We start from the raw sequence: 20819 nt of genomic DNA on the forward strand, positions 1-20819 counted from the left end.
CCCTCGGCTCACCCGAACGGTGCTTCACCGCCGCGCAACGCCGGGCGATTCAGCTCCGCGACGGCACCTGCATCATCCCGGGCTGCAAAATCCCGGCCGGGATGACCGAGATCCACCACGTGATCCCGCACTCCGAGGGCGGACCGACGCACACCGACAACGGCGTGTGTTTGTGCTGGTGGCATCACCGCTACCTCGCCGCCTCCGGCTGGGCAATCCGGATGGTCCGCGGCGCCGTGCAGATCATGGCACCACCCTGGCTGGAGACCGGGGCCCGCAAATGGCGGAACGTGACCAAGTCCCGCACCCGGTTGACGGACGCGGTCGAACGGAAGAACGGATAGGGGGTCCCTGGCCCCTGGTCCCAGGNTGGCCCCTGGTCCCAGGCCGACGATGTTGCCCCGGTCCCTGGTCCCTAGTCTCGGTCCCGGGCTCGACAGGCTCGACCAGCGTCGCGGGAACGTTGGGGAGGGTGGGCCGCCGGGTAGCGTAGGGACCATACGCGTTGACCCACGAAAGGGGCCTCATGAGCGCACCCCACGATCCGTTTGAGCTTTCTGCACGCCGGTTGACGCTGGACCTCGCCCGGCGGGGCACGGAATTCTTCGGTCGCGAACTGCACGGGCTCACGGACGATGAACTCGATGGGGACTCCCTGCTGCCGGGCTGGACCCGGCGCCAGGTTGTCGCGCACGTCGCGTCCAACGCCCGTGCGATCGGACGGCTGGCACAGTGGGCCGACACCGGAGCCGAGACGGTGATGTATGCCTCGATGGAGGCGCGGAATGCGGAGATCGCCGCGGGCAGCATCCTCAGTTCCGACGCGCTCCGTGAATCCTGGGCGGACTCGGCCGCCGACCTGGACCGACGCTGGCTGGCGCTGGCGGACGACCGCTGGGTCGTTCCGGTCAGGAACGGGCAGGGTGCCATGGTGCCGCTGCGGGACACGGTCTGGATGCGCACCCGCGAACTCTGGATCCACGCCGTCGACCTCAACCACGGTGCCGGCTTCCGGGACCTGCCGGAGGAGGCTCTCGAGCGGCTTCTCGGCGAGATCGTCGGTGCCTGGGCCTCCCGGGGTGACGCGGGCCGCCGGCTCACCGCGACGGATTCGACGCACACAGGCTACGGTGATCCGGATGCCGCCCACCAGGTCACGGGGTCGCTCGCCGACCTGGCCGCCTGGGCCGCCGGCCGTGCCCGATCGGGCGTTACTTCCGATGCGGGGGAGACCCCCGTGGCAGCGCTCTGGCTCTGAACTGACTGTGACCAGGCTCGCTCCTGCCACAGGGTGGGCCTTACACGAGAACGGCCCCGCACCAACAGGTGCGGGGCCGTTCCTCAGTCAATCAGGCGGTGACGGCTACTTGCCTGCCTTGCGGGCCGACTTCTTTTCTTCGGCCGGTGCCACTGCTTCGACGGCCGCGCGACCGGCACGGACCTCGTTGAAAGAGGTGCCGTAGTACGCGGCCTCCATGATGGTGTGCATGTCGTCGAGCATCGGCATGCGCGGGTTGGCCGGTGCGCACTGGTCACCGTAAGCACCCATGGCCAGGCTGTCGAGGCGGCTGATGAAGTCCTCCTCCGGCACACCCTGCGCCTGGAAGGACGGCTTGATGCCGGACAGGTCGCGCAGCTTCTCCACGGCCAGGGCGTAGGACTCGACGCCCTCCGCCGGGGTGGACGCCGGGAGGCCGAGGTGCTTCGCGATCTGCTGGAAGCGCTCCGGGGCGATGTAGCTCTCGTACTTGGGCCAGCTGGTGAGCTTGGTGGGGATGAGGCCGTTGTAACGGATCACGTGCGGCAGGTAGGTCGCGTTGACCCGGCCGTGGATCAGGTGGAGCTGCGCGCCGGTGACGTGAGCCATCGCGTGACAAATACCCAGGAACGCGTTGCCGAACGCCATACCGGCGATCGACGAGGCGTTGTGCATCTTCTCGCGGGCCTTGATGACCTCACCGTCGGTGCTGGCGGTGGTGCCGTTGACGCTGGTCACGATGTTCTCGAAGATCAGCTTGATCGCGTGCAGGCAGAGGCCGTCGGTGAAGTCGTTCGCGTAGACGGACACGTAGGCCTCGGTGGCGTGCGTGAGAGCGTCGAAACCCGAGTCAGCAACCAGGAACGACGGCATCATGGCCGTGAGCACGGGGTCGATGATCGCGACGGTCGGCAGGAGGGCGTAGTCCGCGAGCGGGTACTTGACTCCGGTGACTTCGTCGGTGATCACGGCGAACGGGGTCATTTCCGAACCGGTGCCCGAAGTGGTGGGGATGCAGACGAGCTTGGCCAGTTCGCCGAGGTCGGGGAACTTGAACGCGCGCTTGCGCACGTCGAAGAACTTTTCCTTCATGTCGGAGAATTCGATTTCGGGGTGTTCGTACAGCAGCCACATGACCTTCGCGGCGTCCATCGGCGAGCCGCCGCCGAGGGCGATGATGGTGTCAGGCTTGAAGGCCCGCATTTCGGCGGCACCCTTTTCGACCGCTGAGACGGTCGGTTCGGGCAGCACGTTGTCGATGATCTGCAGTGCGACGCGGCCCTCGCGCCGGTTCAGGATGTCGAGGATCTTGTCGACGAAACCGAGGCGGGTCATGGTCGAGTCGGTCACGATCGTGACACGTTCGACGTTGCGCATGTCCGCCAGGTAACGGATGGCGTTCGGCTCGAAGTACGTCTTGGCGGGGACCTTGAACCACTGCAAGTTGTTGTTCCTTCTGCCGATGCGCTTGACGTTGATGAGGTTGATCGCGGAGACGTTGTTCGAGACGGAGTTGTGTCCGTACGAGCCACAGCCGAGCGTCAACGACGGGATGAACGCGTTGTAGATGTCACCGATACCACCGAGCGAGCTGGGAGCGTTGGTGATGATCCGGACCGCCTTGACGCGGGTTCCGAACTCTTCGATGATGGCCGGGTTTTCGCTGTGTATGGAGCCCGAGTGGCCGAGGCCGTCGAATTCAACCATCTGCTCGGAGAGCGAAATGCCCTCCTCAGCGTCCTTGGCATGCAGCACGGCGAGAACGGGTGCCAGCTTTTCGCGGGTCATCGGCTCGTGCGGTCCCACTCCGGCGACCTCGACCAGGATGATCGATGTGTCGGCCGGGATGGTGAATCCGGCCTGCTGGGCGATCCAGACCGGCGACTTGCCGACGACGGCGGCGTTGAGCTTGGCCTCGCCACAGTTGGTCGAGTTGGCCTGGACTCCGAAGATGTAGTCCTCGAGGAGAAGCTTCTCGGCCGGGGTGACCAGGTAGGTGTGCAGGATCTTGAACTCGGCCATGGCTTCTGCGTAGAGCGGCTCTTCGATGATGACGGCCTGCTCCGACGCGCAGATCATGCCATAGTCGAAGGACTTGGAGAGCACGACGTCGTTGATGGCACGCTTGAGCTTGGCGCTCTTCTCGATGAAGGCGGGAACGTTGCCCGCTCCGACGCCGAGGGCGGGCTTGCCGCAGGAGTACGCGGCCCGGACCATGGCGTTGCCACCGGTGGCGAGGATGGTTGCGACGCCCGGGTGGTTCATCAGCAGGCTGGTGGCCTCGAGGGACGGCGTTTCAACCCACTGGATGCAGTTTGCCGGTGCACCGGCGAGGATGGCGGCGTCGCGCACGACGCGCGCTGCCGCCACAGAAGACTGCTGGGCGCCCGGGTGGAAACCGAAAACGATCGGGTTGCGGGTCTTCAGCGCGATGAGCGACTTGAAGATCGCGGTCGAGGTGGGGTTCGTAACGGGGGTCACACCGCAAATCACGCCGACCGGCTCGGCGATCTCAGTAATGCCGGTAATGTCGTCTCGGCTGATAACGCCGACGGTCTTAAGGTTTTGCATCGAGTTCGTAACGTGCTCGCATGCGAAAAGATTTTTAACGGCCTTGTCCTCGAATACGCCACGGCCGGTTTCGGCTACGGCGTGAACGGCAAGTTCGGCGTGTTTGCTGAGAGCAGCCACCGAGGCTTTCTTAACGATGTGGTCGATTTGTTCCTGCGTGAAGTTCGCGTAATCCAGAAGCGCGACCTGAGCGGCTTTAACCAGAGAGTCAATTTGAGTGGCAAGTGACTCGGTGACTGGTTTGTCGATTATTGTCATTGTGTCCCTTTTTGGCGGCCCACCTTGGGCTTATCGCCTCTTAGCTATAACCTTAGAGCGCTGGCCAGACGGCCGCACGTCAAGGGACGCGCAGTCAGCGGTCCAGGGTCGGTCGCCGTCAGCAGATTAGCTGATCGGGGGCATCTTCGCCGCGAGAAACGAAACCTTCGGAAATTGTCTGACAACTCGCAGTAAGTTCGGTTTCTGGCGCGCGCGTGCACGCGCGCGTCACGCGCGCGAAGCCGCGCCTGAAGCCCCGGCAGGTCAGCCTCGGTCGAGACTGCGGACGGTGCCCACGGCGGCCTGAACGGATGCGGCCGCTTCAGACGCATCCGCTGCTGTGGTCGTCGATGCCAGCGTGAACCGCACGGCGGTCTGGGCGACCTCAGCCGGGATGCCCAGAGCGGTCAACACGTGGGACGGTTCGTCGCTGTCGGCCGCGCAGGCCGACCCGCTCGAGCAGACGATGCCGCGCTGTTCCAGTTCGAGCAACACCGCCTCGCCGCTCGTGCCCGGGAAGACGAACGAGGCGGTGCCCGGCAGACGCTCCGTCGAGTGGCCGGTGAGCCGGGCCGACGGTGTGCCGCTCAGAACCGTGGTGATGAAGGCATCCCGCAGCGCGGTGATGCGGGGCGCTGCCTCCGCGCGTTCCGCCTCGGCGAGGCGCAGTGCGGTCGCCAGTGCCAGCGCCCCGGGTACGTTCTCCGTTCCGCTGCGGCGCCCGCGCTCCTGACCGCCGCCGTGCAGCACCGGTTCGACCGCGATGCGGCCGCGCAGGAAAAGCACCCCGATGCCGGGAGGTGCGCCGAGTTTGTGGCCCGACAGGCTCAGGGCATCGACGCCGAGAGCCCCCACGTCGACCGAAAGCCAGCCGGCCGCCTGCACGGCGTCGGTGTGGAGCGGCACGCGGGCGCCCTGGGCGATGGCCGATAGTTCCGCGAGCCGCTGAACGGTGCCGATCTCGTTGTTGGCGTATTGCACCGAGACGAGGGTGGTATCCGGGCGGATCACGGCGCGGAGCTGTTCCGGATCCACCCGGCCGGAGGCATCCGGGTCCAGGAGCGTCACCTCGAAGCCGTGCAGGCGGCGCAGATAGTCGCAGGATTCGAGTACCGCCTCGTGCTCGATCGGCGTCGTGATGAGGTGACGGCCGCGTGGGGCGCCCAGGGCGATGCCCTTGATCGCGAGGTTGTCGGACTCGGTGCCGCCGGTCGTGAACACCACGTCGGCCGACCGGCACCCGAGCACGCCCGCGACCATGGCCCGCGCCTCGGCCAGCGCGGCGGCCGCGGCCTCACCCACTCGGTGGTGGCTCGATGGGTTGCCGAACCGGCCCGCGAGCTGCTGCCAGAGCACCTCGAGAACTTCCCGTCGCACCGGGGTGGTCGCGGCGTTGTCGAGATAGATCATGGCCGGACCGCTCAGCCCTCGGTGAGGATGACAACGTCGAGGCCGAGGTCGAGGGAGCGCACGCTGTGCGTGATGGCCCCGACCGAGATGATGTCGACGCCGGTCTCGGCGATGCCGCGCACGGTCAGCAGAGAGACGCCGCCGCTGGCCTCCACGCGTGCTCGGCCGCCCGTGAGGCGTACGCCCTCGCGCAGGTCGTCGGGGCTGAAGTTGTCGAGCATGATCGTGTCGACGCCGGCGGCAAGCACAAGCTCGATTTGGTCGATCCGGTCCACCTCCACCTCGAGGTGCGTGGTGTGGGAGATGCGGTCGCGCACCTGCCGGAGCGCTTCGGTGAGGTTCAGGCCGCCCGCGGTGAGCACGGCCAGGTGGTTGTCCTTGGCCATGACCGCGTCGGAGAGGCTGAACCGGTGGTTGTGGCCGCCGCCGTCGCGCACCGCGGCACGTTCCAGCACACGCAGGCCCGGGGTGGTCTTGCGGGTGTCGACGATGCGGGCGCGGGTGCCGGCCGTCTCGGCCACGTAGAGCGCTGTCAGTGTGGCGATCCCGCTCATGCGCTGCACGAAGTTCAAGCCGATGCGCTCGGCCTGCAGAATGCCGCGGGCGGACCCCGACACTTCCGCCAGGGTGTCACCGGCGTCGAAGACGGTGCCGTCGGCCACGAGCATCCGAACGACGATGCGCGCGTCGGTCAGTCGGAAGGCCGCCGCGAACACGGCACCACCGCTGAAGACGCCGGATTCCCGGGCGACCAGCTGCGCGGTCGCGGCGGCGTCGGCGGGGATCAGCACCTGCGAGGTGAGGTCACCCCAGGGGGCGTCCTCCTCGAGCGCGGCGCGCACGACGGTGTCGATGGCATTCATGGTCAGCATGCAATGGCCTCCTCGGCCTCAGTGGGGTGGTCCAGATTCAGGGTGCTCCGCATGCCGTCGGCTGTGTCCGGGGCTGTGCCGCGGGTCCAGGCGACGGTGCGGGTCCAGGCGACGGTGCGGGCGAGCTCGGGCCGGCCGTCGGGGTAGTCGGAGCGGTGATGTGCGCCGCGCGATTCCTCCCGGGCCAGGGCGGAAGCCACGGTGACCCGCGCCAGGTCGAGCAGGTTGGCGTCTTCATATGCCCGAACCCGCATATTAGGTGCAGTGGTTTCGTCCGGGCCCGTCGGACGGGTGGCCCAGTCGGCCAGGGTGACGGATGCCTCGGCGAGCTTCTCCCCACTCCGCAGCACTCCCGCGCACTCCCACATCAGCTGCTGTACCGCGTCACGGTCGACGCCGGCAGGCAATCCCCCGGTGGTCGAGCCGGTCACGACCGAGACCCCCGCCGACACCCGAACCGGCAGGCGCAGCGCGCGCACGGCCCGGTCGGCGAACACGGCCGCCTCGAGCAGAGAGTTGGAGGCCAACCGGTTGGCGCCGTGGGCGCCGGTGCGGGCCACTTCACCCACGGCGAACAGGCCGGGCAGGCTGGTGCGGCCCCAGATATCCGTGAGCACCCCGCCCATCCAGTAGTGCGCCGCCGGGGCGACCGGGATCGATTCGACGGCCCAGTCCAGGCCGGCAGCACGGCAGGCCGCGGTGATGGTCGGGAAGCGTCGCTCGAGAAGTTCGCGGCCGAGACCGGTGGCGTCCAGTCGCACCGGTTCGCCGCCCTGCCTGGTCATTTCCCGGGCGATGCCTCTGGCCACGATGTCGCGCGGGGCGAGTTCCGCATCGGGGTGCAGGTCGAGCATGAAGCGGTGGCCCGACGCATTTCGCAGCACGGCGCCTTCCCCGCGCACCGCCTCGGAGACCAGCGGGGTACCGGGAACCGCGAGTGCGGTCGGGTGGAACTGGTAGAACTCGAGGTCGGCGACGGATGCCCCCGCGCGCCACGCGGCGGCCACGCCGTCACCCGTCGCCAGAGCCGGGTTCGTGGTGTGCGGGAAGACCTCGCCGGCACCGCCGGTCGCCAGGATCACCGTGTCGGCCAGGATCGTGCGGAGTGCTTCGTCGGGCCCGAGGAGGACAGCCCCGGTCACGCGACCGTCCTGCACGGTCAGATCAACCAGCATTGTGTGTTCCTGCACGCGCAGGCGGGCGCCCACGCCCCGCAGCGAGCGGGCGGCCCGTTCACGCACCGTCGCCACGAGGGCAGCCTCGATGGCTGCGCCCGTGGCGTCCCCGCCGGCGTGCAGCACCCGCGAGCGGGAGTGGGCAGCCTCCAGTCCGCGGGTCACCCCGGACTCGTCGCGGTCGAAGTCCACACCGAACCGGATCAGGTCCCGCACCCGAGCCGGTCCCTCGGAACAGAGCACGCGCACTGCGACCGGGTCGCAGAGTCCGGCCCCGGCGCGCAGGGTGTCCTGTACGTGTGACTCGACCGAGTCATCGGGGAACATGGCCGCGGCGATCCCGCCTTGGGCCCAGCGGGTGTTGCTGTCGGGCAGGGCCGCTTTCGTGACGAGGGTGACCTGGTGGCCGGCATCCGTCGCACGCACCGCGGCGATGAGTCCGGCCAGCCCACTGCCGACGACGAGCACGCGGGTCACGGTCAGGCCTCGATGGAGACGGGCGGCTTGGCGGAAAGCATCCGTTCGAGGGCGACGCGGGCGTTGCCGGCAACCTCGCCCGATACCTGGATTCGATTGAGCACCTCGGGCGCGCGGTCCGCGGTGCCGACCAGCGCTTCGAGCACCCAGGCCAGGTAGCCCGAGTGGATGCGGTACATGGTGGAGCAGGGGCAGACCACCGGGTCGAGGCAGAAGATGGTGTGCTCGGGGTGCTGTGCGGCGAGCCGCTGCACCAGGTTGATCTCGGTGCCGATGGCGAACGTGGACCCGGCCGGGGCTGCCTCGATGGCCTTCTTGATGAAGTCGGTCGAGCCGTAGGAATCGGCGGCGTCGACGACGCCCATCGGGCACTCCGGGTGCACGACCACGCGCACGTCCGGGTGCGACTGGCGGGCCGCGGTGATCTGGTCCACCGTGAAGCGCTTATGCACGCTGCAGAACCCGTGCCAGAGCACGACCTGGGCGGCCTCGAGCTCCTCGGCCGTGTTGCCGCCGAGGGCCTTGCGCGGGTTCCACATCGGCATCCGCTCGAGGGGCACCCCCATCGACTTGGCGGTGTTGCGGCCGAGGTGCTGGTCGGGGAAGAAGAGAACGCGGCGGCCGCGGGCGAAGGCCCACTCGAGCACGGTCTCGGCGTTGGAGGAGGTGCAGACGATGCCGCCGTGCTCGCCGCAGAACGCCTTCAGCGCGGCCGAGGAATTCATGTAGGTGACCGGGATCACGGGCACGCGGCCGTCGACGCCCTGCTCGCTGCCGTAGAGGTCCTCCAGCTGTTCCCAGCAGTCGGTGACGGAGTCGATATCGGCCATATCGGCCATCGAGCAGCCGGCGGCGAGGTTGGGCAGAATGACCGCCTGCTCCGGCGTGGAAAGCAAGTCGGCGGTTTCGGCCATGAAGTGCACTCCGCAGAAGACGATCGCCTCGGCATCCGGACGGCTCTTCGTGGCCTGCGCCAGCTGGAAGGAGTCGCCCACGAAGTCCGCGTGCGCCAACACCTCCTCGCGCTGGTAAAAGTGCCCGAGGACCACGACCCGGTCGCCGAGCGTGGCCTTGGCGGTACGGATGCGGTCGCCGAGTTCCTCCGTCGACGCGCGACGGTAGACCTCGGGCAGCTCACCCTGCCGCGGTGACCCGGTGGGGATGACATCGCCCATCGACGACCCCGGGCCGTAGCCCGGCGTGCCGGAATCAAACTCCCACGGGGCAGTGAGCAGGTCGGGGCTGCACGTGCTGCCGACGGCAGCTCCCGTGCTGATGAGTCGAATGGTCTGGTCGACCGATGCGATGGTCATGCGGTTACTCCTCGATAATCATACAAAGCGATAGTCGGACAAGCGGTGGCCAGCAGGAGGGTGCTGGGAGGAAGAGTCATGCTCAGCCGATGGCCGGCTCGAGCGCACCCGGAGCGGTGGCATGAACGGAATCGTTGTAGCGGTAGAGGCGGGGCGGCCGATGCGGTACGCCGGCCACGCGCTGGCCGGTGTCGACCACGGTGCCTGAACCCTCGATCGTGCGGCGGAAGTTGGCCGGGTCAAGGGCCTTCTGCAGTACGGCCTCATGCACCTCGCGCAGCTGCGCGAGCGTGAAGGTCTCGCCTAGGAACGCGTGCGCGATGCGGGAGTACTCCACCTTGGTGCGCAGGCGCCAGAGGGCGTATTCCACGATGAGGTTGTGGTCGAAGGCGAGCGGCGACAGGTGGTCGGCCGGAAACCACCGCACGTTCTCGTCCTCGACGGCCAGCGCCGCCTCACCGGACTCGACGAGCGCCCAGTAGACGACCGAGACGACCCGGCCGCCGGGGGAACGCCCCGGATCCCCGAAGGTGTAGAGCTGCTCGAGGTACTTGGGGGTCAGGCCCGTGGTCTCGCGCAGGGCGCGCGCGGCCGCGCCGGCCAGGCGCTCATCGGCCCGCAGGCCGCCGCCGGGCAACGCCCACTGGCCGAGGTAGGGTTCCCGGGTGCGGCGTACAAGCGGCAGCCACAGGGTCGAGTGGCCGGATTCCGGATCCGGCCGCAGGGCGAAAATGACCGTCGACACGGCGAGGGTCGCCTCAAGCTGGGTGTTTATTCGCGCATCCACTGTCATTCCCCAAGTAAAGGTCATTGTGACTCTAACTGAATGGATTCATCTTATAGTCACTCTGACCAGAAGTCACGCCCCATGGGGCGGCGTGCGGGTCCGGTCAGCGGGCACGCGGGAGGGATGTCGGTGCAGACGCGGCAACGCGGCGAGCGTTCCTGCCGGTGAGACCCCAGATCGTGACACGGGCCATCGCCTCGGCCACGATCGCGGCACTCATCTTCGAGGAACCGACGGTGCGCTCCACGAACGTGATCGGCTTCTCGACAACGCTGAGCCCGGCCCGAACCGCATGCAGCAGCATGTCGATCTGGAAGCAGTAGCCCAGGCTCTCGACGCCGGAGAGGTCCATTCGCCGGAGGGCATGCGCCGTGAAGACGCGGTAACCGCCGGTGACGTCTCGCTGGGGCAGCCGGAGCAGCACGCGCGAGTAGACCGATCCGCCCCGCGACAGCAGACGCCGGTGCCACGGCCAGTTCCGCACCATTCCGCCCGGGACCCAGCGGGAGCCCAGCACCACATCCGCCGTCTCCGCGGCCTCGAGCAGGGTCGGCAGTTGCTCTGGCAGGTGCGATCCGTCGGCGTCGAGCTGCACCAGTCGGTTGTAGCCGCGGGAGAGCCCCCAGGCGAAGGCCTCGAGATAGGCGGCTCCGAGGCCGCTCTTCCGGGAGCGGTGCAGGGCGTGCACCTGGGAATCGGTGGCGGCCAGCGCGTCAGCCAACTGCCCCGTGCCGTCCGGGGAGGAATCATCGACGACCAGAACGTCGGCCGCCGGCACGCTCGCGCGCACCCGGGCCACGATCGACGCGACGTTGCCCTGCTCGTTGTAGGTCGGGATGATGATCAGAGTCCGAGCCATGGGGCTACCTTGTCATTTCGATGATCTGCGTGCGATTCAGCATGGTCGACTCGGCGACCGTGAACCCGAGTTGTTGCAGGGTGCGGATGTTGTCCCCCCGCCTATTCTCACCGCTGGCCTGGTTCTGCAGCACCCAGACCCGGTTCGTGTCGGTAAGTCGGTCGGTCACCTGCTCCAGCGGCACAGCCACGTCCCACAAGTCGTTGGTGGCGTCGAACGGCACCGCGAGGGTGACGTCCCGCAGGCCCTCGAACGCGGCCGGGTAGAGCCGCAGGGCGAGGCGGGGCTTGCGGGAGGGCCGCACGCTCTCGTCGAAAACGATCGCGTCTCCGGGCTGCGCGCCGGCCCGCACGACCTCGGACGCTTGGCGCAGGTCACTGCCGTAGTTCTTGCCGAACTCGCCGCGCTGGTCGAGATAGGTGGGCAGCATGAGAGCCGTGATCAGGCCCAGCGCGGCGGCCTGCGGCCAGAGCGGCCGGAGGCAGGCGATCCCCATGGCGATGGCGATCGCCGCCGCCGGCGTACCCACCGACAGGTACCGCAGCGAGTACATCGGCGTGACGAGGTGCGTGCCGATCAGGAGCGCTGCGCTCGGCACGATCAGCCAGGCCAGCATGACCGCCAGGGCCGCCCTGGTTGCTGTTGGTGCGGCCCACCGCCCGCGCACGGCGAAGACCATCACGACCGCCAGCAGGATCAGACCCCACGCCAGAACGGCCAGCGGTACGTTGCCGAACCACTGGTGCACTGCGGCGGTGAGCACGGCGATCGGCGGGCGCCGCCCGATGAAGGCGATCTGATCGCGCTGCTGGAGGCTGGCCGCCATCACGGGGGCAGCCAGGGCGAGCCCGGAGGCCGTGGCCAGGGTCCAGGCGCGAATGCCCGCCCACCTGTCGCCCTCCGGCGGTATCAGCAGCACGGCGAGGCCGAGCACCGGGATCAGCAGCAGCACAAAGAGGAAGAAGTAGATTCCCAGGGCCAGGAGCGCGGTGTAAGCCGCCCAGAGCGCGAAGCGGGTGGCGCGATCCTGATAGCGGCTCCGCAGCAGGTGCACCAGCAGAACGGTCAGCCACACCACAACGGCCGTGGCGACGGCGGCCGAACGGGCTTCGGCGCCCATGTAGGTGACCCGGGGGAGCAGCGCGAAGACGATGGCCGCGAGCACGCCGACCCGGTGGGAGATCAGGGTGCGTGCCAACACGAAGGTGCCGGCCGTCGCGACGCCGACGAAGAGGGCGCTCAGCCCGCGAGTCGCCAGCTCCGAAGAGCCGAAGAGGCCGATCCAGACGTGCAGCAGCAGATAATAGGCGCCGTGCACCGCGTCGACGTTGTCCAGAAGTCGGAAGAGCCCCGGCAGGGATCGTTCCGCCGACATCACGCTGGCCGCCTCGTCGCCCCAATACGAGGGCCGCCACGATCCGGCCGCCGAGACGAGGAGGCCGAGCAGCCCGAGGATCGCTGCCAGTCCTTCGGTTCGGCGCAGGGGCAGGGTCAGCGGCTCGGGGCGAACCAGGCGGGAGACCAGCGGAGGGGGAGACACGCCTACACGTTAGGCCACCCCGCTGAACCCTGGAACCCAGGACCGGTACGGACCGAGGGGAACGGATGCCGCGACCCCGGCCGAGGCGTTGCCGGCGGCTAGGCTGACGCCATGATCGATCCCCTCGAGACGCGCGATCCTGCTCCCGCTGCAGATGCAGCTGCCGGCGCTGGCTCCGGCCCTGTGGCTGCCCTGGGGGTTGCGGTGGCCCAGTTCGCCCCCGGCCGCGAGCCGGCCGTGAATCTCGCCGCCATGCGTGCCCTCGCCGAGACGGCCGTCGGCCGCGGAGCCCGGCTGGTCGTCTTCCCCGAGTACTCCTCTTTCTTCGAACCGGTCCTGGGGCCCTCCTTCGTCGCCGCGGCCGAACCTGTGGACGGCCCCTTCGTGGCCGCCCTCGCCGCGCTCGCGGCAGAACTCGGCGTGCATGTCGTGGCCGGCATGCTGGAGGCCACGGATGACCCGAGCCGCTTCTTCAACACCCTCGTCGCGGTGGATCCGGCCGGCGAACTCGTCGCGAAGTACCGCAAGCTGCACCTCTACGACGCCTTCGGCGACCGTGAATCGGACTGGGTGCGGCCTGGCGCCGTGGAGGAACCCGAGACGTTCGAGGTGGTGGGACTGCGGGTGGGACTGCAGACCTGCTACGACATCCGTTTCCCGGAGGTGACGCGCCGCCTGGTCGACGCGGGGGCCGAACTGGTGCTGGTGCCCGCCGAGTGGGTGCGGGGACCGTTGAAGGAACAGCACTGGCGCACGCTGCTGACAGCGCGCGCCCTGGAGAACACGGTCTACGTGGCGGCCGCCGACCACGCCCCGCCGGTGGGCGTCGGCAACAGCATGGTGGTCGACCCGATGGGCGTGGAACTGGTCACCATCGGCGAGACAACGGATGTCGCCGTCGCCTGGGTGCTGTCGGAGCGCCTCACAGCCGTGCGCGCCCGCAATCCCTCGCTGGCCCTGCGCCGCTTCGCGGTCGTGCCCCGCTGAGCGTACAGCCAGCTCAGAGTTCGGTGGCGATGGTGTCCTGCGAGGCGGGCGCCGCGCGCACCGTGAATTTCTGATCCGGGCGATGACCGCGGTCGGTGCGCTCCGGATGTTCGGGTTCACCCATCGCCCGCTCCTCGCCGGTGGCCACCAGACCCTGGGAACTGTTAGCGGAACGGGTGAGCTGGGCGAGCCACAGCGGGTTGATGCTCGGCGGCTGACCGCCGGAGAACTTAAAATACAGGGGAATGGCCGGGTGCAGCCACGCGGAACTGCGACCGTTTCCGGCTTCGGCGGCGTTTCGCCACGAGAGCAGGAAGCTTTCGCCCCGGCGGAGTTTCTGTACGATCACGATCTGGAGATGCGCCAATATCCGGTCGTCGAATTCGACCGTGACCCTGTCATACGTCAACGAACCCATGGGGAGCCGCTTTCAATCGGTGGGGCTGTTCAGAGGCCGGCCACACAGGGTGACCAGATCTCAGGACTGATCCTCAGTTTGGTCGCTATGAACCCGCTTGACAAGGGAAACAGCCGTGCCGCGGGATCGTCCAGGACACAGCGACTACTACTGCGGGAACACGCCTGACCGGGACAGGCATCCGTTCGGCAACAGGTGAAGCAGCGTCTCATACGGTTTCTCCACGTGCGCGAAGTGCCCGGTGCCCGGCACCGTGACCAGATCGAAGCCGCGGATGACCGCGCGGAGCCTGGCCGCATCCGTCGCCGCCACGAAAATGTCGGCGTCACCCTGGGTTGCGTGCACGGCGCACTCGATCCGGGCCCAGCGGTTGGCATCGTAGGTTCCGGCGAGGTCGGATGCCACGGCGAACGCCTGCGGGCGCAGCTCGGTCGCAAGGGCCCCGATGACGCTCTCGTGCAGCAGCTCCGGTCGGCGGAACAGGGGCGCCGCCAGCGTGCGCAGCAGCCCGGTGCGGTGGAGCAGGCGGATCAGACCATGGCCGGCGCGCCCGGCCCGGGCGACGGCCCGCAGTACCGGCAGTAGGGCGCTGTACCCCGGCAGCGCGGCGAACCGGGCGACCGGGTGCCGCACGGTGTCGATCACCGAGAACGTCGTGGCCGAGACGAGGCCGACGAACGCGGTCGACTGGGTCTCGCTTGCGGCAAGTTCGAGTGCCACGAAGCCGCCGAGGGAGTGGCCGATCACGGTCCAGGAGCGGTAGCCGAGCGCACAGGCGATCTCGGCCACCACCGCAGCGGTTGCCTCGATGGAACGAGAGGGTCCCGCCGCCGGAAGCGGCGAGTCCCCCCAGCCGGGCAGGTCGGGGATGATCAGGTCGGTCAGGCCGAGACCGGAGACGTCGGCCGCGGCCAGCAGCGGCGTCCAGGTCGTCCAAGATCCCGCGGCGCCGTGCAGCAGGATGGTCGCGGTGTCGCTCCCGGTACGGCGGCCGTGCCGCACCGAAACCGTTGCCTGGCGCAGCCGCATGGAGCTCGTGGTCAGTCCGAAGGCCCGGGCGTCGGACGACAGAGGGAACGGGCAGTATCCGGTGCGGTCCGGGTCCTCCCGGGTCGGTGCATCCGGGGCCGGGAAGCTCCGTGGCGACGTCGTCGGCCGGGTCTCGGCGATGGTGCTCATAATGCTGGTTCGGTGCGTCGGCTCCTGTGGATTGCCCGACCGTGACGGGTGAGGGGAATGCGCGGGAGAGCAGGGCCGTTGGCCCCAGGGGGAGCTGCTTCCCCTGTCCGAGACGGCGCGCGCGCCGTCCGGCGACACCCTGACCCACAGAAAGAGCTATTCGTGAATCTTTTCTCCCCGTTATCCCTCGGCGACCTGGAACTGCCCAACCGGCTCGTCATGGCGCCGCTGACCCGGGTTCGGTCCGGAATCGAGGGCGTTCCCGGCCCCCTCGTCGTCGAGCACTACAAGCAGCGTGCTTCGCTCGGCTTGATCGTGACCGAGGGCACCTACCCCAGCCACGCCGGTCAGGGCTTCCCCGGCCAGCCGGGGCTGGTCACCCCCGAGCAGATCGCCGGCTGGACCAACGTCGCCGACGCCGTGCACTTCGCCGGCGGGCGCCTGGTCGCCCAGGTAATGCACGCGGGCCGCGTCACCCACGAGGGCACCAACGGCGGCCGCGAGGTCGTGGCTCCCAGCGCCATCGCCATCCAGGGCGAAACCCACACCTACGCGGGAAAGGCTGCCTACCCGGTACCGCACGCCCTCACACTCGACGAACTCCCCGGCGTGATCGCGGACTTCGTGCAGGCCTCCCGTAACTCCATCGCCGCGGGACTCGACGGCGTCGAGATTCACTCCGCGAACGGTTACCTCCTGCACGAGTTCCTCTCGCCGGCCTCCAACCAGCGCGACGACATCTACGGCGGCTCCCCGCAGAACCGGGCCCGTTTCGTCGTCGACGTCGTCACCGCGGTGGCCGAGGCGATCGGCGCCGGCCGCGTCGGCATCCGGGTCTCGCCGGAGCACAACATTCAGGATGCCCTCGAAACGGATGCCGCCGACCTTCTGGCCACCTACGGCGCGCTCGCCGACGCACTCGCTCCGCTGGGCCTTGCGTACCTGAGCATCCTGCACCGCGAGCCGGCCGGCGAACTGGTGCAGCAGCTGCGTGCCCGTTTCGCTGGGCCGCTCCTGGTGAACAGCGGCTTCGGCGAGGTCACCGACCGGGACGAGGCGATGGCCATCATCGCCGACGAACTGGCGGATGCGGTCGTCGTGGGCCGTGCCGTGATCGCCAACCCCGACCTCGTGTCGCGCTGGCTCAAGGACCTGCCGCTGAACGCTCCCGACCCGCTTACCTTCTACGGTGCCGGAGCCGAGGGCTACACGGACTACCCGGCACTGGCGCACTAGAACCCCCTGTCGGCACCTCCAAAGCGGCGGCTGCCGGGCGGCTAACGGGCGATGATGCCGGCCAGCTGGGCGGCGGCGCGCTCGAGCACGTCCACTTTTTTACAGTAGGCGAATCGCACCAGCGAGGCATACTCGGACTGGTGACGGGCGGAGCAGAACGCGCCGATCGGAACCGCGACCACCCCGGCGAGATCGGGCAGCACCCGGCAGAACTCGGTGCCGTCAGGGTAGCCGAGCGGCGCGGCATCCGCCACGATGAAATACGACCCCTGAGGTCGACTGACCGTGAACCCCGCTTCGATCAGGCCGCTCTCGAGAACGTCACGCTTGGCCTGCAGGTCGGCGGCGACACCGGTGTAGAAGGTGTCCGGCAGGTCGAGGCCCCGCGCGATCGCCGGCTGGAACGGCGCGCCGTTCACATAGGTGAGGAACTGCTTCACGGCCAGGATTGCGGTGACAAGAGCGGACGGGGCGGTGAGCCAGCCGATCTTCCAGCCGGTGGTGTTGAACGTCTTCCCACCGGAGGAGATCGTGATGGTGCGCTCGCTCGCGCCCGGAATCGTCGCGACGGGCACGTGGGCGACACCGAAGGTGAGGTGCTCGTAGACCTCGTCGGTCACGATGAGCGCGTCGTGACGGTGTGCGAGGGACACGATGAGTTCCAGGGTCTCGCGCGGCAGCACGGCCCCGGTGGGGTTGTGCGGATTGTTCACGATAATCAGTCGGGTGCGGTCCGTGATGGCGGCGCGCAGTTCGTCGCGGTCCGGCTGGAAATCGGGCGCCCGCAGGCGCACCGTGCGATGGATGCCCCCGCCCAGCGCGATCAGGCCGCCGTAAGCGTCGTAGAACGGCTCCAGCGTGACAACCTCGTCGCCGGGGTCGAGCAGTGCGAGAACGGTTGCCGCCAGCGCCTCGGTGGCACCCGCCGTCACCAGGACCTCGGTATCCGGATCGACGGACAGGCCGTAGAACCGGTGCTGATGCCGAGCGATGGCGCCCCGCAGCACGGGCAAGCCGCGCCCCGGCGGGTACTGGTTCGCACCGTCGGAGATCGCCTGGCGTGCGGCTTCGAGAACCTCGGCAGGGCCGCCCTCGTCGGGGAATCCCTGGCCGAGGTTGATGGCGCCGGTGCGCAGGGCGAGGGCACTCATCTCCGCGAAAATGCTCGCGGCGACGGTGCCGTCCGCGGCGAGCAGGCCGGCCCCACGGGCCGTACGTCGCCAGGCCCCGGAGATTGTCATGATGTCACCTGCATGGCTCCAAACTACGACATGTGGAAAGTTCGAGCGGGGCTGCGCCGGATGCCCTAGGTTGGCCGCATGCGGACCGTGCAGCGCGACCTCCTCGTTCTGAGCTCGCTGCTGCTGCTCGGCACACTCGCGCTGACCGGTTGCACGCCCGAACCGGTGCCCCAAGCGCCCCAGGCGTCCGAGACGACCGCGCCGACGGATGCCCCCGTCTTCGCGTCCGATGAGGAAGCTCTGGCTGCGGCCACCGAAGCCTATGCGGCGTATCTGGCTGTCATCGATATGGTGCTCGCGGATGGAGGAAAAGATACCAGTCGGCTGGTGGACGTTACTGCTGAAGAAGCCCTAAGGGCTGAAACTGATTCTGCAAACCTGTATACGGACAATGGCTATAGATCGGTCGGGTCGACATCCTTTGATTCCGTTCAACTGCAGTCCATCAAAGATGATGGCCGCGGTCAGACCGCTGTGACTGCGTACCTTTGCTCTGATGTCACCCGAGTGGACGTTGTTGACAGTACAGGTGCCTCCGTTGTCCCCAATGATCGCGTCGACAGATTCCCCCTCACGATCACCTTTCAAAATTCGAGGGCTGCATCAAATGATCTAACGATCACATCGAGTGAGTCATGGTCCGGCAAAAACTACTGCTAGGGGTCGCGGCGAGTGCCCTACTCGCCCTGTTTCTTGTCTCCGAAGATGAACTAGCCAGCGCGGCTACTAGTCAATGCACGCAAGGTGAGCTGCGGGCCGGCTTTTGTTCGCCACCAGAAGTATCCGGACACATCAATAACGGCGGGGTGGACCTTTCTGCGGGGTACGAGACCGGCGGGGGACAGGGGTCCGGGAACGAAGCCGGTGGCGGAGCGGGATCCGGGGCGGGCGGGTCCGGTTCCGGCAGCGGCAGCGGCAACGCCGGTGGCGGCCAAGTCGGTGCAGCACCCGTCGTCGATCCGCTGGCGTTCGTGCGCGACGACTTCACGGTCAACTGCATTCCGGGGTCGCCGTGCGATCCGAACTTCGTGGTGAGGGTTAGCGATCTGGTCAACTTCCAGCCCGCGGCGCCGTCCCAGACGATGGAACCGCGCGGCTGGAGCGTGGCGGGTCTGCCCGCGAACTTCATCGCGTCGGCATCCGAGCACTCCCGTACCGGCGCCTTGCTGGGATATCCGGCGGAGGTTCGTTTTACCCCGGTCGGCTACCGCTGGTCCTACGGCGACGGTGCCCAGGCAAGCACGAACTCGGGCGGCGCGACCTGGGCGGCACTGGGCCTCCCGGAATTCTCCGACACCGCCACCAGCCACGCGTTCGCCAGTCCGGGAAGCTATGCCGTGGTCGTCGCGGTGGTGTACTCGGCCGAGTATCGCTTCGCGGGCCTTGCCTGGCGGCCGGTGCAGGGTACGATGTCGACTTCGGCCAGCCCGCTCGGCGTGATCGTGGGGGATGCCCAGACGGTGCTCGTCAACCGCGAGTGCACGACAAACCCGGCTGGTCCGGGTTGCTAACTGTGTCGATCGACCCGGCACCGCTCAAGTCACGGCGTCGTCATTGAATGCTCCCAGGCTGCACAGATCATTCGTTCAGGTTCAGGAGTCAAGGTGGAAACGCTTGGAAGGAGCACACCATGACCGACAATCCGCAGGCACCCGGCACCACTCCCGATCCCGACGACGCAGTCCCATTCGAAGTCAATGCGGCCGGCGAGGCTTCCGCCACGGCCCAGCCCTCTGCGGATCACTCCTCCGGCGGCACCCCCGGCGACGAGAAGCCGACCGAGGTCATCCCCGACACGGTTTCCGCCTCTGAGCAGTCGCCGGCCCAGCCCACCGCGGCCCAGCCCACCTCCACCTCGGCCCAGCCCGCGCGCGCGCATGCCACGGATTCCTTCGGTCGCCCGGTCGCGGGAAGCACCACCTCGAATCCCTACGCGCCGAATACCCAGCCGCAGTCCTACGCCCATCAGAACGGGTACGCCGCCGACCAGCCCGGCGGCCCGCGCACGCAGCCCCGCCGCTCGGGTAATATCGCCCTGATCGCGGCCCTCGCCATCGGCGCTCTCGTCGGAGGGGCATCCGGCGCCGGCGTCACGGCCTTCGTGGTCACTAACCAGACCGTCGGAATCCCGACCAGCCAGGCCGACGGCCCCAGCACGGTCGTGGTCAACAACACCGACAGCGTCAACCAGATTACGGCGGTCGCCGCCAAGGCCACGCCCAGTGTCGTCACCATCGCCGCCTCCGACGGCAGCTCCGGCGGAACCGGTTCCGGCGTCATCCTGTCCGAAGACGGCTACATTCTCACGAACACGCACGTCGTCACCCTCGACGGCGCCGCCGCCGACGCCAGCATTCAGGTCACCGCCAGTGACGGCAAGCTCTACGCCGCCACCATTGTCGGCACCGACCCGGTTTCCGACCTCGCCGTGATCAAGCTGGACGGTGCGAGCGGCCTGGCGCCGATCAAATGGGCCGATTCCGGCAAGCTCAACGTCGGCGACAGCGCCATCGCGATCGGCGCACCGCTCGGCCTCTCCGGCAGCGTCACCGACGGCATCGTCAGCGCACTGAACCGCAGCATCTCCATCGCCTCCTCGGCTGCCCCGTCGACACCCGAGAACTCCGCACCCGACGAAGAGCAGAGCCCGTTCTTTTTCGACCTTCCCGACCAGAACGGCGGCCCGGCCCAGGCTCCCTCCACCGGCAGCATCTCCCTCTCGGTCATCCAGACGGATGCCGCGATCAACCCCGGCAACTCCGGCGGAGCCCTGCTCAACGCCAAGGGCGAGCTGATCGGCATCAACGTCGCCATCGCCAGCGCGGGCGGCGACTCGGCGGCCGCCGGCAGCATCGGCGTGGGCTTCTCCATCCCGTCGAACCTGGCCAAGCGTATCTCCGACGAACTGATCGCCACCGGCACGGCCAGCCACGGTCTGCTCGGCGCCAGTGTCACCAGCGCTGCCGGCAGCCCGGAGAGCGCCACCGTCGGCGCCCTGATCAGCGAGGTCTCGGCGGGCGGTGCAGCGGAGAAGGCCGGACTGCGAAAGGGCGACATCGTCACCAACCTCAACGATCTACCCATCACCGACGCGAACGACCTCACCGCCCAGGTGCGCGCTCTCGCGGCCGGCGAGACGGCCGACCTCACCTTTGTGCGCGATGGAAAGTCGGCCACGGTATCCGTCACGGTCGGCGCACTCTCCAGCTGACCACTCGCTCCTTCCAGAGAACAACAG

At 68.3% G+C, this 20819-nt stretch carries 18 protein-coding genes; 7 read left to right on the plus strand and 11 right to left on the minus strand.

The annotated features are described in order from the left end of the window. Together E3T40_RS09760 and E3T40_RS09765 are read left to right on the plus strand one after the other, a co-directional pair. The coding region (locus E3T40_RS09760) for an HNH endonuclease signature motif containing protein (RefSeq protein WP_134543289.1) at positions 1-344 on the plus strand (344 nt) is incomplete at its 5' end. Between the two features lie 182 nt (positions 345-526). Next, positions 527-1258, plus strand: coding sequence for a maleylpyruvate isomerase family mycothiol-dependent enzyme (locus tag E3T40_RS09765; protein ID WP_134543291.1), 732 nt, complete (start codon positions 527-529; stop codon positions 1256-1258). A 105-nt stretch (positions 1259-1363) separates the two neighbouring features. Here the strand turns inward: E3T40_RS09765 and adhE are convergent, their stop codons facing one another. The 8 genes from adhE to E3T40_RS09805 all read right to left on the minus strand — a co-directional run bounded on the left by adhE (position 1364) and on the right by E3T40_RS09805 (position 12520). Further along, positions 1364-4087: a bifunctional acetaldehyde-CoA/alcohol dehydrogenase gene (gene adhE / locus E3T40_RS09770; RefSeq protein ID WP_134543293.1), complete on the minus strand. Its 2724-nt coding sequence runs from the start codon at positions 4085-4087 to the stop codon at positions 1364-1366. A 264-nt stretch (positions 4088-4351) separates the two neighbouring features. Next, positions 4352-5497 (minus strand): cysteine desulfurase family protein, encoded by a 1146-nt coding sequence (locus E3T40_RS09775; protein ID WP_134543295.1) that lies wholly within the window; start codon positions 5495-5497, stop codon positions 4352-4354. Between the two features lie 11 nt (positions 5498-5508). Continuing rightward, positions 5509-6369 carry a carboxylating nicotinate-nucleotide diphosphorylase gene (nadC, locus tag E3T40_RS09780; RefSeq protein ID WP_104171560.1) on the minus strand — a complete coding sequence of 287 codons (861 nt, stop codon included), beginning with the start codon at positions 6367-6369 and terminating at the stop codon, positions 5509-5511. Further along, positions 6363-8021, minus strand: coding sequence for an L-aspartate oxidase (gene nadB, locus E3T40_RS09785; RefSeq protein ID WP_104171561.1), 1659 nt, complete (start codon positions 8019-8021; stop codon positions 6363-6365). The genes nadC and nadB overlap by 7 nt, the downstream gene beginning before the upstream one ends. A gap of 2 nt (positions 8022-8023) precedes the next feature. Then, on the minus strand, positions 8024-9334 hold the full coding sequence (gene nadA, locus E3T40_RS09790; RefSeq protein WP_134543297.1) for a quinolinate synthase NadA: 1311 nt from the start codon (positions 9332-9334) through the stop codon (positions 8024-8026). 82 nt (positions 9335-9416) lie between these two features. Next, a complete protein-coding gene (locus tag E3T40_RS09795) occupies positions 9417-10127 on the minus strand; it encodes an NUDIX domain-containing protein (RefSeq protein ID WP_104193897.1) in 711 nt (236 codons plus the stop codon). A 97-nt stretch (positions 10128-10224) separates the two neighbouring features. Next, positions 10225-10980: a polyprenol monophosphomannose synthase gene (locus tag E3T40_RS09800; protein ID WP_104171564.1), complete on the minus strand. Its 756-nt coding sequence runs from the start codon at positions 10978-10980 to the stop codon at positions 10225-10227. Positions 10981-10984: 4 nt separating this feature from the next. Further along, positions 10985-12520, minus strand: coding sequence for a glycosyltransferase family 39 protein (locus tag E3T40_RS09805; RefSeq protein ID WP_134543298.1), 1536 nt, complete (start codon positions 12518-12520; stop codon positions 10985-10987). Positions 12521-12631: 111 nt separating this feature from the next. Here E3T40_RS09805 and E3T40_RS09810 point away from each other — a divergent pair, with 111 nt between their 5' ends. Then, complete coding sequence (locus tag E3T40_RS09810) at positions 12632-13507, plus strand: carbon-nitrogen hydrolase family protein (protein ID WP_134543300.1); 876 nt, start codon at positions 12632-12634, stop codon at positions 13505-13507. A 13-nt stretch (positions 13508-13520) separates the two neighbouring features. Here the strand turns inward: E3T40_RS09810 and E3T40_RS09815 are convergent, their stop codons facing one another. Both E3T40_RS09815 and E3T40_RS09820 read right to left on the minus strand, forming a co-directional pair. Beyond that, the gene (locus tag E3T40_RS09815; RefSeq protein WP_233191304.1) at positions 13521-13925 is read right to left on the minus strand and encodes an ATP-dependent DNA ligase; all 405 of its coding nucleotides are present in this window, start codon (positions 13923-13925) and stop codon (positions 13521-13523) included. A gap of 147 nt (positions 13926-14072) precedes the next feature. Beyond that, entirely contained in the window at positions 14073-15104 is a 1032-nt protein-coding gene (locus E3T40_RS09820) for an alpha/beta fold hydrolase (protein ID WP_134543302.1), read from the minus strand. A gap of 162 nt (positions 15105-15266) precedes the next feature. On the opposite strand from E3T40_RS09820, the gene E3T40_RS09825 reads away from it, so the two are divergent. Next, positions 15267-16340, plus strand: coding sequence for an alkene reductase (locus tag E3T40_RS09825; RefSeq protein ID WP_134543304.1), 1074 nt, complete (start codon positions 15267-15269; stop codon positions 16338-16340). Positions 16341-16381: 41 nt separating this feature from the next. On the opposite strand, the gene E3T40_RS09830 is transcribed toward E3T40_RS09825, so the two are convergent. Continuing rightward, the gene (locus E3T40_RS09830; RefSeq protein WP_134543305.1) at positions 16382-17581 is read right to left on the minus strand and encodes an aminotransferase class I/II-fold pyridoxal phosphate-dependent enzyme; all 1200 of its coding nucleotides are present in this window, start codon (positions 17579-17581) and stop codon (positions 16382-16384) included. Positions 17582-17659: 78 nt separating this feature from the next. Here E3T40_RS09830 and E3T40_RS09835 point away from each other — a divergent pair, with 78 nt between their 5' ends. The 3 genes from E3T40_RS09835 (at position 17660) to E3T40_RS09845 (ending at position 20792) form a co-directional block, all read left to right on the plus strand. Beyond that, on the plus strand, positions 17660-18241 hold the full coding sequence (locus tag E3T40_RS09835; protein ID WP_134543307.1) for a hypothetical protein: 582 nt from the start codon (positions 17660-17662) through the stop codon (positions 18239-18241). Then, positions 18217-19092 carry a hypothetical protein gene (locus E3T40_RS09840; RefSeq protein ID WP_134543309.1) on the plus strand — a complete coding sequence of 292 codons (876 nt, stop codon included), beginning with the start codon at positions 18217-18219 and terminating at the stop codon, positions 19090-19092. Before E3T40_RS09835 ends, E3T40_RS09840 begins: the two co-directional genes overlap by 25 nt. A gap of 119 nt (positions 19093-19211) precedes the next feature. Next, positions 19212-20792: a S1C family serine protease gene (locus E3T40_RS09845; RefSeq protein WP_134543311.1), complete on the plus strand. Its 1581-nt coding sequence runs from the start codon at positions 19212-19214 to the stop codon at positions 20790-20792. The last annotated feature ends 27 nt before the right edge of the window (positions 20793-20819 follow it).

Origin of the sequence: Cryobacterium sp. TMT1-19, from assembly GCF_004403055.1 — a bacterium.
Classification (GTDB): Bacteria; Actinomycetota; Actinomycetes; order Actinomycetales; family Microbacteriaceae; genus Cryobacterium; species Cryobacterium sandaracinum.

What these genes read in the sequence shown, in the direction of transcription:
- E3T40_RS09830 (WP_134543305.1), bottom strand. Translation starts at nt 17,581, where the DNA reads ATGACAATCTCCGGGGCCTGGCGACGTACGGCCCGTGGGGCCGGCCTG.
- E3T40_RS09800 (WP_104171564.1), bottom strand. Translation starts at nt 10,980, where the DNA reads ATGGCTCGGACTCTGATCATCATCCCGACCTACAACGAGCAGGGCAAC.
- E3T40_RS09845 (WP_134543311.1), top strand. Translation starts at nt 19,212, where the DNA reads ATGACCGACAATCCGCAGGCACCCGGCACCACTCCCGATCCCGACGAC.
- E3T40_RS09840 (WP_134543309.1), top strand. Translation starts at nt 18,217, where the DNA reads ATGGTCCGGCAAAAACTACTGCTAGGGGTCGCGGCGAGTGCCCTACTC.
- E3T40_RS09775 (WP_134543295.1), bottom strand. Translation starts at nt 5,497, where the DNA reads ATGATCTATCTCGACAACGCCGCGACCACCCCGGTGCGACGGGAAGTT.
- adhE (WP_134543293.1), bottom strand. Translation starts at nt 4,087, where the DNA reads ATGACAATAATCGACAAACCAGTCACCGAGTCACTTGCCACTCAAATT.
- E3T40_RS09815 (WP_233191304.1), bottom strand. Translation starts at nt 13,925, where the DNA reads ATGGGTTCGTTGACGTATGACAGGGTCACGGTCGAATTCGACGACCGG.
- nadA (WP_134543297.1), bottom strand. Translation starts at nt 9,334, where the DNA reads ATGACCATCGCATCGGTCGACCAGACCATTCGACTCATCAGCACGGGA.
- E3T40_RS09810 (WP_134543300.1), top strand. Translation starts at nt 12,632, where the DNA reads ATGATCGATCCCCTCGAGACGCGCGATCCTGCTCCCGCTGCAGATGCA.
- E3T40_RS09820 (WP_134543302.1), bottom strand. Translation starts at nt 15,104, where the DNA reads ATGAGCACCATCGCCGAGACCCGGCCGACGACGTCGCCACGGAGCTTC.
- nadC (WP_104171560.1), bottom strand. Translation starts at nt 6,369, where the DNA reads ATGCTGACCATGAATGCCATCGACACCGTCGTGCGCGCCGCGCTCGAG.
- E3T40_RS09835 (WP_134543307.1), top strand. Translation starts at nt 17,660, where the DNA reads ATGCGGACCGTGCAGCGCGACCTCCTCGTTCTGAGCTCGCTGCTGCTG.
- E3T40_RS09765 (WP_134543291.1), top strand. Translation starts at nt 527, where the DNA reads ATGAGCGCACCCCACGATCCGTTTGAGCTTTCTGCACGCCGGTTGACG.
- E3T40_RS09795 (WP_104193897.1), bottom strand. Translation starts at nt 10,127, where the DNA reads ATGACAGTGGATGCGCGAATAAACACCCAGCTTGAGGCGACCCTCGCC.